We start from the raw sequence: 13,036 nt of genomic DNA on the forward strand, positions 1-13,036 counted from the left end.
CGGTTGCGGGCGACGCGCACGACATCGTCGCGGAACTCGCGGGGATAGGGCTTGGGCACGATGACATCCTTTCAGCCTGCCCGAGGGGCAAGCCAACTCGGTTGTCACCTATCCGTGCAGCAGTCCCGGATGAATGCCTAGCTCGACGGCTGTCTGCTTGGCTTGTCTGCCTGCGCGTACCAGCGCGACTGCTCGCGCGCGGAACTCGGGAGAGTAGGGGCGGGGCACGGCGTCCAGCCTTTCGTAAAGGCTGTCAGTTAGCCACTGGAACTGGAACCCAAGGGATGGGGCAGGTCAGAGTGTCACCCGATCGTGCAGCAGTCCCGGGCGTGCCTCTGACAGGAGCTGCTCAATTCAGCACGAATGCCTGAGTTCCGAGCACATTGCGTGCGATACGGATGGTGTGGGCTGCGTGGCGAAGGGATCCCAGCTCGATGCTCGGATGTAGGTGGCTACGTATCGGCTACTGATGCGAGGACAGTTACGGAGCCGATCATGCTGATCTCGAATAAACGAACGAACGAGTCGCAGAGTCGGAACGGTGTCGCGAACCGACAGATGGCGACCTATACGGATGTTGAAAGGTTGAAACGACATGGTGTGCTGCGTGCTACTCGGCGAGCTGATGTTGTTGGGGCGGCCTGGTGTGTGTCTGTCCAGGGCGGACAACGAGCCGTCTGTGTCGGCACACCGCCCTCCGGAATCGGTGGCGTCCAGCTATCTCGTTATAGCTCGCGACCTGCGCGGCCGACATGGTCACCACGTGGACCGTGGCAGCGTTCGGGCCGCCAGCATTCGGACTGTCCGGCGCATGATGCCCCATCAGTGCAGAGGTGGCGGGCAATGAACGAGATTCTGCCGTTGGCGTACGGTTACGTCCGCCTGGATCTGGTCGGTCGTGACTTGACCTCCTGCGAGCAACGGTTATTGACGTTCGCCCGCGAACACGGATACGAGCTCGCGGCCGTGTTCCGAGAGCAGGCACCGCAGGCTGCGAAACTGCCGCAGGCATTCATAGATCTGGTCCATGAGTGCCGCCGAGCAGAGGCAAACACCGTCATCACATTGTGCGGGCACCTGGCCGGGATGTCGATGCCGCGTCTGTCTCTGCTCGATGTGCTGGCCGCTCGTGGCAACGCGCACGTATGTGAGCTACCGATGTGAAGGTGCTAGCCGAGGCCTGACGCAGTACCTGACGGCGTTCGTCCTCGCATCGGCCGGGATCGACGGTCCGGACCTACATACCGAAACTCCCGGCATGGTGATCGACCGGATCGTGCGCCTGCATCACCTGGCTACCACGAGACCCCAAGCTTCCGTGGTAGTGAATTCGACCTCATCGGGCATCGGATGCCTGCAGTGGTCTCGGTCTTCGGTCCACGACTTCGGCAGATGCAGTTCGCGATCGATGAGAGTGCGCCCTGGCCGGGGGTGTAGGCAGTACACGCCTAGCCGGCAATCCCGATCCGGTCAGCCGTTCCGGAGTATTGACGTTGCACCCCAGCGGATTTCGTGCCCACTCTTTAGGGATGCGGTTTCCTCCACGATTGTGTACCTCCTGCGGCCCTCGGTGTGGGCCTTCCAGTTGAGCCCACGCCTGTCGCGCGGCGGCGGGGCCGTGCTCCCACTCGGCGCGGATGGTATCGACGATCGGCCGAGCCGCCGACATTGCCGGGCTCGCTGTACTGGGTGACTCGATCCGTACCGGACGCTTGATCGAATGCTGTGAGCGGGAAAGGCTTCGAGCCCAGGCTGTCGAGCAGTTTTCTGACGACGGGCAGATGCTCCGTACACGCCGGGATGAGTGAGTCACCGAGACGACGCACTAAGCCACAACCGGTGCTGGTCAGGGTTTGATATCGAGCGTGCCCAGAGCGTGCCAAGACGGGCGGAAACAAGGCGGATCGGGCGATACGAGCCGGACGTTGAACAGCCTCTGACCTGGACGGGAAAGGAGCAGGCAGACACGCCGGGACGAAATCCAGTTCCCTGGGCGTCAAGTGGTCGCAGGTTCAAATCCTGTCATCCCGAAAGGTCAGAGGAGGTTTCCGCTCTCCGTGAGGCAGTATCAGGCACGCGAACTTGCCAAGAACTTGCCAACGGCCGGGGAGCGGGCATTTCAACAAATCATCCGAACAGGGCAGCGCCTGCCGCGCGCAGGTCGTCGGGTTGCACGTCGCTGTGATTCCCGCGAGACTGCGGGGTCGTGACCGTTATCGCGGGTGGACATACCAACATGGCGCGACCGAATTTGTTCGGTGGACCGGAAGGCGCTCCGCTCCCGGCACGGACAGTCGCACCAGCTTGACAAGAAGGGGGTCGGGTCCGCATTCGACGAACCTGTCCGCTCCGAGGCTGTCCATACGCAGGACGGCGTCCTCGAATCGCACCGGTAGGACCAGCGCCTCGACCATTGCGGTCAGCAAATCGTCATCATCGGAGCAGAACCGGTGCGTGGTGGCTGAATAGACTGGTGCGCGTAGCCGATGCTGCGGTATGCGATCCAGTTCGGCGCGCAGGGGAGCAACCACGTCGTTCAGCATGGGGCTGTGGTAGGCAACGTCGATGGGGAGCCGAACACAAACCACATCCTGATGCTTCGCGTGCTCGGCAACTTGCCGCAACGCTGCCACGGGCCCCGAGAGCACGGTCCGATCGGGTGCGTTGATACATGCCACCGCCAGACCGGGATCACCCACGTCGGCCGCCACCGTCGCGGCAGCGGTCTCGTTCAGCTCCAGGGTCACCATGCCGCCTTCCGGTTGCCCGTACCGGCTGACGGCTTGTTCCTGGGCACGAATGATGCGGCGCCCGTCGTCGAGTGTGAACGCTCCAGCGCAGACCAGCGCGGCGAGGAAACCGAGGCTGTGCCCCAGCAGCGCGAGCGGACGACTGTCCGCTACCGCGCAGCGGTAGCGGACGACCGCGTCCTCCATGAGCTGCTGACCGGTCTGGCCGTGCGCGCGCCCATAGCCAGGAAAGAGAAAGACCTCCTTTGATGTCACCATGACTCGGGAGTGCCCATGCGGGACCGGACAGCGCCCACCGCATAGAGCTTGGATGTGTGGCCCCAGCTGGCTCTCGCCGTGTCGAAGTAGCGGTCCAGTTCGGCGGCGAAACCCGGTTCGACTGCCTCGATAGCCGTCTGGTTGGCCGTGATTCGCTGCTGCCAGTGGTCCATTGTCCGGTCATAGTGTGAGGTGGTGTCGATCACCGATGCGATGCTGAACCCAGCATCCGAGATCTCGGCCACGAGCTGCGACAATGGCACCATCGCGGTGAATCCGAACAGGCCCAGCGCGTGCATACTGGCAGGACGGGTAGCGAACTCGTCCAAATGCGCGGTGCTGCGATAGCAGAACGCCGAAATGAACAGTCGCCCGTCACGTTTGAGCAGCCGGTAGGCCTTGCGCAAGGGTTCACGGTGCTCCGGCAAATGCTCGACCACCTCGACCATCGCCACGGCGTCGAACCGGCGATCGTTCAGATCGGCCAACTGGAACGGCCCGACGACGACTTCCACCAGATCGGCCACTCCGGCAGCGCGCGCCCGACTACGAATGAACTCCGCCTGCACGGCCGAGGGGGTGACTCCCACGACACGACAACCGAATTCACGGGCCAGGTACAGGGTGAGGCTGCCCCACCCGCATCCGATATCCAGGACCTGCTCACCGCCGTGTAGCCGTAGCGACGCGGCGATCAGCGCCAGGCTCGCCTGCTGCGCCTCATCCAAGGATTCGTTACCGGTAGCGAACAGGCCGCAGGTGTATTTGACATCGTCGCCGAGAAAGGCGGCGAACGCCTCCGCGGACCGTTCATAGTGCAGATTGGTTGCCGTGGCCGCCGCCTCGACCGCCGGCGTCGTGGTCATGCGGAACCATCCATGGCTGTGCGCACGAGCGCGACGAGGTCCGCGACCGTTCGGGCGTCGCGGATCTCCTTGTCGTCCAGTTCGATGTCGAAGTGGCGTTCGAGCTGGCTGACCACGCGCATGAGCCGCACCGAATCGGCTCCTGGCAGCAAGTCGAGCTGGTCGTCGGGCTCGATCGGTTCTTCGCCCATCCGGAGGCTCTCACGGAGTACGTCTTGGACGGTGGTGAGAACATCTGCCCGAGTATCTTCGGTCATTTCTGTTGCTTTCCTTATCTTCTCAGGGGAGGGTGCGCAGGCTTCTGGTCAGATCGAGCAGTTCACCGAGCTCAGCGCTGGGGCTGTCCACGAACTGGCGGATCATCCGTTCGAGTGCGGTGTATGCCTCGGTGTGGTCGTAGCCGGCGGTCTCGGCCACGGAGTACGACCACCGACGATAGTTGGGGAGGGTGTCGGACAGTGGCATACGGAATGTGCGGAGCACATGCTTGAGGTGCGGTGCGGCGGCAGCCGGATCACGTCGCAGATAGATCTCCACAAGATGCGCGTAGAGCGCGAAATGCCGTGCTTCGTCACGGGCCATTCGCAGTAGCAGGTCCCGCAGCACCGGTTCGGTGACGACATCGCGGAACCGCAGATAGAACAGCTGAGTCGCCTTCTCCTGAAGCATTGTGTACGCGAATGCCTCGAGCGGCTCCGGATAGGGAAGGTCGAAATGTTTGCGTCCTTCCTCGGCCAGCGCCAGCCGCAGGGCCTCGGAGGTGTTGATACCCGCGGCCTCCTGATATCGGGTCAGCGCAGCGGCGTGGCGTTCCTCGTCGTAGGACCAGGCGACGAAGAACCGGAAGTATTCGCGGTGCACAGCAACAATCGGGATCGACAGATCCGCGCCGTCGACCGGGAAGGTCCGAAGCAGCCAGTTCATATATCCGGGCAGATGGTCCTCGATGTAGGTGATGAATCGGACTACGGACCGGTCGGCGTCGGTGAGCCGGTCCGGACGTACCTCGTCCCAGTCCAGGTCCCGCAGGCTCCACAGTTTGTCCGCACCACGTTGCACGACGGGTTCGACAGCGTTGCGGACCTCGGTGAGAGTCAGGCTGGGCAGCCAGGTCTCGGTCATCGGGGGAGCTCCGTCGACCCGTGCCGTGACCGGGTCGCGGTGATCCCGTAGTGCTTGGTGGTGTAGCCCCACCCCGCGTTCGTGGTCTCGAGGTAGCGCACGAGTTCGTTGCTCAGACCGGGATGTACGTCATCGATAGCTCCGGCGGCACCGCGGATTCCGGTCAGCCAGTCGTCAATTGTCTTGTGGTAGTGCCAGGTCAGGTCTCGGACTCCGACCAGGCTAAGCCCGGCATCCTCGATCGCGGCCAGCAGTTCGGACGGTGGGCGCAGCACGGCGTAGCCGAAGATCTGCTCGGCGACATGCCGGCTCCCCGGTCGGTCGGAGTATTCACCGAATAGTTCGTCATTGCGAAAACAACTGGCCGACACGTACATTCGACCGCCTCGCCGGATGGCCTTGGACATGATGTCGATGGCGCGCCGGTGGTCCGGCAGATGTTCGATGACTCCGACGAGTGCGGTGGCGTCGAACGTTCCAGACGGAATATCCAGGTCATACACGGACTGTTCGAGGACCGTCAGCCGGTTGGTGAGGCCGCGTTCGGCGGCGTGTTCGCGAACCCACCTGGCCTGCACAGCCGACGGCGTCACGGCGGTGACCGTGCAGCCGACTTCCTCGACGAGGTAGAAGGCGAGGGCTCCCCAGCCCGTTCCGATATCGAGCACCGACTCGCCGCCATGTAGGGCGAGGCGTTCGGCGATGAAACGGAGCTTGGCGTCCTGAGCCGCATCGAGACTCTCGGTAACGTTGTCGTAGATGCCGCAGGTGTATTTCATCCGCCGGCCGAGGAATCTTTCGAACACCTCCGGCGGCAGGTCGTAGTGCTGGTTGGTTGCGGTCAGCGCGTGATCGACGGCTGTAGTTTCCATGCCTTCTTCCCCTGTTCCTGCCTTCTTCTCCTGATCAGCGAGCCGGGCGGCGGCATGCAACCGCTGCCACTTACCGCTGGTGGTCCGGGTCAGCCAGCGTGGTGGCACCGTATGTACCCGAACATGTGGCATACCGATGGCGGTGACAATCCGTCGCCGTATCTCGTCCTCCAGTGCGGCCCGAGGCGCTCCCTCGAGCGTGGTTTCGGCGATCACTCCGAGGAATTCGCCATCGCTCCCATCGTTTTCGGCGACGGCCACGCAGTGGCCGCGGTGCACGCCCGGCACCGTCCTTGCCACGATTTCGGCGTCGTCAGGGAAGTAGTTCTGCCCGTGGACGATGATCATCTCTTTGCGGCGCCCGGCGACGAAATAATCGCCGCCGAGCTGGAACGCCAGATCGCCGGTGCGCAACCAGGAACCGTCGAATACGGCGGCCGTGGCCGGTGCGTCGTCGAGGTAGCCGGTAGTGACGGCATCACCGCGGATCTGGAGTTCGCCGAGCCGTCCGGGACCGAGCACGCCGGCGTGCTCGTCGACAAGCCGCACCTCGACGCCGAGCACCGGAGCGCCGACCGAGACCACAACCTTTGCGCGCGAGTCGCTTTCGGGTACCTCCCGGACCTGCCCTGTGGCACTCAGCTCGTCGCGGTCGACGCAGACCATGCGCGGCAAGGCGCCCGGCTGCGGGAAAGCGACGGCCAGCGTGGCTTCGGCCATGCCGTACACCGGATACATCACTGTCGGAGCCGCTCCAGCACGGGCGAAGACGTCTGTGAAGGCTCGGACCGTGGCGGCGGACACGGGTTCAGCGCCGTTGAATGCCAGTCGCCATGACGACAGGTCGAGGTCGCGCAACAGCTCCGGCGTGGCCGCCCACAGCATTAGGTCATAAGAGAAATTCGGTCCGGTCAGCACTGTGCCCCGGCACGCGGAGAAGTAACGCAGCACCTCTTCGGGACGCCGCAGGAAGGTCGTTGGCTCGAACACATGCGACTCGATCCCATTGAGCACCTGCGCCAGATGTCCGAACAGTCCCAGGTCATGGTGGTACGGAACCCACTGCACGAAGACGTCACTCTGACCGAAACCACCACTTATGGCGATTGCGCGCAGACCCGCCAAGACCGCCCGATGGCTGAGGGTGACTCCCCGCGGCTGCGCCGTACTGCCCGAGGTGAACTGCACCACCGCGATGTCCTCCGGTGCGACAGTGGGCAACTCGGCCACCGCCCGCGACTCGGCGCGCACGAGCCGCAGGTCGGTGCAAGTGTCAGCGAGATGGTCGGCGAGTTCCGCAGTGTGCGAGTCGACGAGCATATGCCGCATATGCGCTGCCTGGACGATGGCCGACATTCGATCCAATCGACGGTGATCGGCGCCCAGACCCTGCGGTTGCGGCAGCACGGTGGCGGCGGCTCCCGCCATGACGATCCCAAAGAGCCCGGCCAGCAGTTCCGGACCGGACGAACCGATCAACCCGACAACCTCACCCCGGCACACCCCGGCCGTGACCAGCGATCGCGCGGTGGTTTCGGCATCGGCCAGCAGATCCTTGACTGTGGTCTCGCCGTTGCGCTGCGGGAAGACGAGGCGGGTAAGCGGTGCCGCCGTAACGATATTGCGCAGAGCCTCATCGAGCGTGGATCCGCTCAGCAAGAGGTGGTGGTCATTCACGATGAGAACTCCGAATCGGGGTGACGCCAAGTTGGGGTTGATGCGGGAGTCTGCGCGCGGATGTGAGACCCCGCCGACGAAGCCGCCGCGCGTGCCAATGGATCAGCGCGATAGTGCGATAGGAGGACAGCAGCAGCCGCGGTGACACGATGACCGCGGGTATGCGTACCTCTTTTCCGACCAGCGTGGCGGTCAGCGCAGTGACAGGAGCCGAACGGTTACGTAGGGCGCGATTCAGTGCGAACACGATTCGTACGCTGTCCGGGTTCAGTACGAACCGCGTGCGGTACCGGCCGTCGACGGGAAAGTATGGAGAGACATAGAACTCTTTACCGACATCCGCCTTCCCGGCGGCATCCGGGGTGAGCAGGTAGCAGTGGCGTTCCCCGAACGTGTTGCGGACCTCGGCGATCACGACCGCCATGGAATCGTCCGCGCGATAGCAGAAGAAGAAACTGACCGGATCGAATGCGTATCCGGCGCTGCGCGGTTGGGCGAGCATCAGTATCCGGCCACCCGCCAGGTCGATCCCATTGCAGGACAGGAAGGTTTCGACGTTCTCCCGGATACTGCGAGTCGGGTCGCCGAGATGGTCGGCGGCATGGAACCGCACCAGCGGACGCACCGGCGCGGCCAGTGTGTCGACATCGACGAGCCACATGTAGAGGGTGTGGGTGAATCGATAGGTGAATGGGTGATGCCGTATATGGATGAGGCGGCAACGAAACAGTGTGGGCGATTGTATGGTCATCGACGGTCACCATCCGACCCCGAAGCCGCGTGCTGCCTCGACGCCCGAGCGGCATCCGTCCTCATGGAAACCCCAGCCGTGATAGGCACCGGCGTACGCGAGAGTCGGTGACGCGAGATCAGGCAGCCGGCGCCGGGCCGCATCGCTCTCCGGTGTGTACACCGGATGCTCATAGTCCATCCGGGCCAGTACTTTCCGCGGATCGACGGCCTCCTCCGGTCCGAGCGTTACCACATAGTCGGTATTCGAGTCGATGTTCTCGAGCCGGTTCAGGTAGTAGCTCATGAGCATCCCGTCCGGGTTGGGATGACAGGTATTCTGCCGATAGTTCCATGACGAGCGATGCTCGGCGGCCTGCGGCAGCACTGACGCATCGGTGTGCAGCAGCGCCCGGTTCCGCACATATGGCAGCGCGCCGAGGACGCTGAGCTCGACAGGTGTCGGATCGGCAAGCAGCGCAAGCGCTTCCCCCGGGTGAACGGCGAGGATGACGCGATCGAAACGGCGTGTTCCGCCGGCAGCATCGGTGACAGCGATCCCATCGACATCGCGGCGCACCGACCGGACCGGCGTCTCGGTAAGGACCTCATCGAGGGTCGTGGCTATCCGAGACACGTAGTCCGCGGACCGTGAGCTCAGTGTGCGCCAGCGCGTCGCCGCACTGCCGCGCAACATGCCGTGGTTGTTCAGGAAGGCCAGCAACGCAGCCACCGGATACAGCCCCGCGGTCCGCGGATCGCAGGACCACACAATGGATACCAGCGGCAGCACAACATGATGTGCGAAATAGTCCGAGAACCCATGGTCGGCCAGCATCTTGTGCAAGGTGACCCCGTGATCTTCGGGTGTGGCGAGGATCTTTTCACAGACACGGTTGAATTCCAGCATCTCTACGAGCAAATCCGCGTTCGCGGACTGGAGTTCCTGCGGCAACGTGCGAAGTCCGCTCCCCGCAGAGTATTTCAGTCCGCAACCGTCACAGAGCACGCTCATCGACATCTCCGATGCGACACTGCGGACCCCTAGCTCGTTCAGGAGTCGCGTGAAGAGCGGGTAGTGCGCCACGTTGTAGACGATGAACCCGGTGTCCAGATGTCGTATCGAGCCATCGGTCGAAACAATCGAATGGGTATGGGCATGTCCGCCCAGTCGAGAATCAGCCTCATATAGTGTTACTCGCGAAACTCGCCGCATCAGGTATGCGGCCGTCAGCCCGGATATGCCTGAGCCGATAACGGCCGTCGTCGGTTTCGAGGCCATTAACACTCTCCCAAATCATTTACTCCGCCGAAGCTATCCGGCGTGCACAGCCCACTGGATTCGGGAGTCCCGCCCGCTAGTCCTATACCGACCAAAAACTCGATGTATGTACAACATCGACCAGGCCGGAAGAGGGTTGCGGTGCTTCTTCAGATCGTGAGCGTACCGGTCGGTCTGGCGGGGCGCAACGGCTACGAGCAGGTTTTTGAACTCGACGTGCTCGGAGGCTCCGGGGCTGGTCAGATCAACTCGACGAGCACCTTGGTTGCTTACGACTGCTGGGGATTGTTGATGATTGCAATTACTTTTGATGATCGAAACTGCCATGGGGTTCGGCGGGTTATTCGGTCTGATACCCGCCCTTGTATGAGGCATGCCGATGTTTGAAGTCGACAACTCCCCGAATGGCCTATCGTTCGATAGAAATTTTCCGGTGAAATGCAAACCTTAACGGAAATTCACTGATTTGACCATTGGTCAATCTTGCGCTTCTCTCCATCGACTACCTTCGGTCGACTTATCGAATCTTTCGTCACGGTGACAAATTTGGCATGAGTTGGGATGGGGGAGGCATGACGGTTATGAGGGCAGTAAGGTCGAGTGCACGGACGCGCAGTTGGGCATACCTCGAACCTCTGACCAAGCTCGCGGACATCCTCCCGGCCGCAGTACTCGAGTCAATTCGTAGACGGCCATCAGCGGTTCGTCGACGAAGCACAGCGCGGCATGTTCGACCGCGACGTCGACTGAGTTGTCGCTGATTCCGAGGTTCATGGCGTCATCGGGGCGCACCGTCAACTGCCCGAAGTGTTGCGTGGATTGTTCGAGTTGGCGGCAGTGCCTTTGCGGCCGAGGGCGGCGGCGTCGACGGCGGCGGTGTCGATGTCAACCGGCGGCTATTGGGCGGGCGGGACGGCGGCCGGGCCGATGGCGGTGGCATCGAGGGCTGCCTCGAGACCCTTGGCCAGCTGTGCAGGGTCGCCCATGGCATGGATGTGGGTCCACCAGATCGGTGGGGACTGTTCGAGTAGGTGCTTGTGTAGGGCGGTCTGTTCGATCCCGTTGGCGTGCAAGGCGTCGGTGACCTTGGGCAGCTCCTGTTCGGTGACCACCAGATCGCCCATCAGCAGGGTGCCGTCGTCATATTTGCCGAACACGGCGTAGCCGCCGAGGGACAGCCCCCGGTTTGATCGGCACGCCTGCAGTGGTCACCTGCAGGTCGGTGCGGACCAGCGGCATGCGGTAGACAGTGTTGTCGTCGCCGAATTTGCCGGTGCGGCCGAGAGTCTCGGTGATCGGCTTCCAGTCCGTCTCGGTGGTCGCGACCGGTCGGTGCTGGCTTTCGGCGGTGGTGGTCGGGCTCGGCGTGCTCGAGTCGCCGTTGTTCGAGCAGCCTATCGCCACCGTGAGCGCTAGCAGGGCGGTCAGCACGGCCGCAGAACTCGGAAGTCGATGTGCCGGAACAGTCATGGCTTTCTCCTTCGCTTGTTGTCGCCACCGGTTGGTGTGACGCTTCGGATTCAGCCGGTGGGTTCGAATTCCCACAGCACAGGCACGCCGCCCAGACCTTTGGGTATGGGGAAGTAGCTGCGGTGGGTGCCTGGGTCGAGCGCCAGCGAGTGCGCACCGTCGGCCAGATGTGTTGATCCGGCCGCGATGGTTGTTGCGTCACGCCGGTCGAACAGGCTGACCCAGCCGCTTTCGGCCGCAACGTACAGCCGGTGCGCTCCGGCGTCGTAGGCCAGCACGTCGGGGGTGTCGCCGACCTTGTAGTGGCCGGTGACGGCGCGGTGGGCCAGATCGACGGTGACCATGGCGGCATTGGCCTCGCAGCCGACGAACATCACCTGTCCGGCGGCGTCCAGGGCTTGGCCGTGAGGACTGTCGCAGCCGGGGGTGGGAATCCGCTCGGTGACTGTGTGTCCCGCCGGATCGATCAGCGCGAGTTCCCCGCGGCCCTGCACGGCCACCACCATCCGGTCCGCGGCCGGGTCATAGACGACGTTGCCGACCTCACCGCCCAAAGCCACGGTGGCGCGGACTTCTCCGGTGTCAGCGTCGACGACAGTCTCGGTGCCAGCATGCTCATTGGTCGTCCAGACCGCGTTGCGGACTGGGTCGTAGACCAGGCCGTCGGGACAGATACCGGTCGGTGCGGTGAACAGCACTGCACCGCTGTCCTCGTCGAGGGCAACCAGTTGATTGCGGCCGGTAGCCGTGGCATAGACACGATGCTTGTCGGGGACCACGATCACGCCATGAACGTCAGGCAGATCCGGGATCATGCGGACCACCTGGTATCTGTGCACATCGACTTCGACGAGTTCGCCCACACCCATGTGCGCGATGAACAGCAGCCCACGCCCCTGGTCGAGACTGGTGTAGTCGAACCGCGCCGGACCACCGGTCAGCACCACCTCACCGACCCTGCGCCAGGGCAGTCCACTGGCGTTCGGCGGCGGCGACTGCGACGATTGGGTGCACCCGCTCGCCACCACGGCAACGATCCCCAACAGCGCAGCAAGCCTGCGCGCGAGTCGCATCCTGCACCTCCATGGCCGATGTAAACCGTAGTCGCCGATCAGCCCACTGGTCTACGCTCTCACCCGGCGCAGCCCGCGCCCAGGTCGAGCCGGGTTTCAGGTTTGGTGATGGTTAAGAGTCGCCTGAACCCGCAGGCATGAGCGGACGTTCGAAGCTCGGATCGGTCGGGCTAGGTGCCGGTTCCGGGTGGTTGATCGCTCAGGCCTGCTCGGCGCTCAACCCGAGCTCGCCATCGCACGAACTCCGCGGCAAGGTTCTCGCTGCTGTGGGCCGGGGTTGACGTCGAACTCGTCTTCGGTCATCTGTGGTTGGACGCGTGGCGCGGGTGGGCGGTTCCAGAGGGTTCGAACCCATTCAAAAGTGCTGATGAGGCGTCGGCCGATTAGCCTACAAGTTTGACTACAGTTGGCGTGAAAAAGTGGACCTACCTGTGTGAATGTGTACATAGTGTCCGCCTCACACGCGGAAGGTCGCTGGTTCGAAACCGGCTGGGACCACTCCGGAGACCATAGCGACTCCCGGCTGCTGCACGGCATGGGAGAGACCGCGCAGGCCGGCATCGGGCCTCGAGTCTGTCGCGCCGTCGCGCGGCACGCCACCTCGCCTGGTAACGCCGGATCACCATCATGCCAGCGGCCCCCGACCACGTCGTCGGCTCGGGTCGCACCGTACCGGGATCGAAGGTCCGCCGGCTCCGCCGCACGCCGATACGCGGTGCGTCGGATAAACCAACAGAATTCGATCACCGAATTTGATCTTCGAATCCGCATCCGGGGTGAAGATCAAATGCGAGATCGGCTCCGCCGCACACCGATACGGGCGCCGTCGAATAAACCAACCTAATTTGATCTTCGAATCCGAGTCCGGAGTGAAGATCAAATTGCGTTACCTCGACACAATAGAGTGTTAGCCCATTATTAACGGTGATTCATCTCA

At 63.2% G+C, this 13,036-nt stretch carries 10 protein-coding genes and 3 pseudogenes; 2 read left to right on the plus strand and 11 right to left on the minus strand.

Annotated elements, in window-relative coordinates; all coding sequences use genetic code 11:
• Positions 1-114: 114 nt before the first annotated feature.
• Positions 115-228: pseudogene (locus tag ACLMAL_RS38960) on the minus strand (transposase); the annotation flags it as partial.
• A gap of 615 nt (positions 229-843) precedes the next feature.
• Between ACLMAL_RS38960 and ACLMAL_RS38965 the strand changes: the two are divergent.
• Positions 844-1,164, plus strand: a complete 321-nt coding sequence (locus tag ACLMAL_RS38965) for a hypothetical protein (protein ID WP_412003660.1) — start codon at positions 844-846, stop codon at positions 1,162-1,164.
• 1,049 nt (positions 1,165-2,213) lie between these two features.
• Here ACLMAL_RS38965 and ACLMAL_RS38970 read toward each other — a convergent pair.
• From ACLMAL_RS38970 to ACLMAL_RS39000, 7 genes are read right to left on the minus strand one after another with little or no spacing between them, the layout of a single operon-like run.
• Entirely contained in the window at positions 2,214-3,008 is a 795-nt protein-coding gene (locus ACLMAL_RS38970; protein WP_412003661.1) for an acyltransferase domain-containing protein, read from the minus strand.
• Complete coding sequence (locus ACLMAL_RS38975) at positions 3,002-3,874, minus strand: SAM-dependent methyltransferase (protein ID WP_412003662.1); 873 nt, start codon at positions 3,872-3,874, stop codon at positions 3,002-3,004. The genes ACLMAL_RS38970 and ACLMAL_RS38975 overlap by 7 nt, the downstream gene beginning before the upstream one ends.
• A complete protein-coding gene (locus tag ACLMAL_RS38980; protein WP_412003663.1) occupies positions 3,871-4,131 on the minus strand; it encodes an acyl carrier protein in 261 nt (86 codons plus the stop codon). The genes ACLMAL_RS38975 and ACLMAL_RS38980 overlap by 4 nt, the downstream gene beginning before the upstream one ends.
• A gap of 22 nt (positions 4,132-4,153) precedes the next feature.
• Positions 4,154-4,996, minus strand: a complete 843-nt coding sequence (locus ACLMAL_RS38985; RefSeq protein ID WP_412003664.1) for an acyl-ACP desaturase — start codon at positions 4,994-4,996, stop codon at positions 4,154-4,156.
• Complete coding sequence (locus ACLMAL_RS38990; RefSeq protein WP_412003665.1) at positions 4,993-7,545, minus strand: AMP-binding protein; 2,553 nt, start codon at positions 7,543-7,545, stop codon at positions 4,993-4,995. The genes ACLMAL_RS38985 and ACLMAL_RS38990 overlap by 4 nt, the downstream gene beginning before the upstream one ends.
• Positions 7,538-8,296, minus strand: coding sequence for a DUF1365 domain-containing protein (locus ACLMAL_RS38995; protein WP_412003666.1), 759 nt, complete (start codon positions 8,294-8,296; stop codon positions 7,538-7,540). Before ACLMAL_RS38995 ends, ACLMAL_RS38990 begins: the two co-directional genes overlap by 8 nt.
• Positions 8,297-8,302: 6 nt before the next feature.
• Positions 8,303-9,556, minus strand: coding sequence for an NAD(P)/FAD-dependent oxidoreductase (locus ACLMAL_RS39000; RefSeq protein ID WP_412003667.1), 1,254 nt, complete (start codon positions 9,554-9,556; stop codon positions 8,303-8,305).
• A gap of 141 nt (positions 9,557-9,697) precedes the next feature.
• On the opposite strand from ACLMAL_RS39000, the gene ACLMAL_RS39005 reads away from it, so the two are divergent.
• A complete protein-coding gene (locus ACLMAL_RS39005) occupies positions 9,698-9,943 on the plus strand; it encodes a hypothetical protein (protein WP_412003668.1) in 246 nt (81 codons plus the stop codon).
• A gap of 192 nt (positions 9,944-10,135) precedes the next feature.
• On the opposite strand, the pseudogene ACLMAL_RS39010 reads toward ACLMAL_RS39005, so the two are convergent.
• The 3 genes and pseudogenes from ACLMAL_RS39010 to ACLMAL_RS39020 form a co-directional block, all read right to left on the minus strand.
• Positions 10,136-10,375: pseudogene (locus tag ACLMAL_RS39010) on the minus strand (methyltransferase domain-containing protein); the annotation flags it as partial.
• A 17-nt stretch (positions 10,376-10,392) separates the two neighbouring features.
• Positions 10,393-10,882, minus strand: a pseudogene (locus ACLMAL_RS39015) (DUF1259 domain-containing protein); the annotation flags it as partial.
• Positions 10,883-11,076: 194 nt separating this feature from the next.
• Complete coding sequence (locus ACLMAL_RS39020; protein WP_412003669.1) at positions 11,077-12,099, minus strand: YncE family protein; 1,023 nt, start codon at positions 12,097-12,099, stop codon at positions 11,077-11,079.
• Between the last annotated feature and the right edge of the window lie 937 nt (positions 12,100-13,036).

This window comes from Nocardia sp. CWNU-33, from assembly GCF_046764895.1.
Classification (GTDB): Bacteria; Actinomycetota; Actinomycetes; order Mycobacteriales; family Mycobacteriaceae; genus Nocardia.

What these genes read in the sequence shown, in the direction of transcription:
- ACLMAL_RS38970 (WP_412003661.1), bottom strand. Translation starts at nt 3,008, where the DNA reads ATGGTGACATCAAAGGAGGTCTTTCTCTTTCCTGGCTATGGGCGCGCG.
- ACLMAL_RS39000 (WP_412003667.1), bottom strand. Translation starts at nt 9,556, where the DNA reads ATGGCCTCGAAACCGACGACGGCCGTTATCGGCTCAGGCATATCCGGG.
- ACLMAL_RS38965 (WP_412003660.1), top strand. Translation starts at nt 844, where the DNA reads ATGAACGAGATTCTGCCGTTGGCGTACGGTTACGTCCGCCTGGATCTG.
- ACLMAL_RS38985 (WP_412003664.1), bottom strand. Translation starts at nt 4,996, where the DNA reads ATGACCGAGACCTGGCTGCCCAGCCTGACTCTCACCGAGGTCCGCAAC.
- ACLMAL_RS38995 (WP_412003666.1), bottom strand. Translation starts at nt 8,296, where the DNA reads ATGACCATACAATCGCCCACACTGTTTCGTTGCCGCCTCATCCATATA.
- ACLMAL_RS38980 (WP_412003663.1), bottom strand. Translation starts at nt 4,131, where the DNA reads ATGACCGAAGATACTCGGGCAGATGTTCTCACCACCGTCCAAGACGTA.
- ACLMAL_RS39020 (WP_412003669.1), bottom strand. Translation starts at nt 12,099, where the DNA reads ATGCGACTCGCGCGCAGGCTTGCTGCGCTGTTGGGGATCGTTGCCGTG.
- ACLMAL_RS38975 (WP_412003662.1), bottom strand. Translation starts at nt 3,874, where the DNA reads ATGACCACGACGCCGGCGGTCGAGGCGGCGGCCACGGCAACCAATCTG.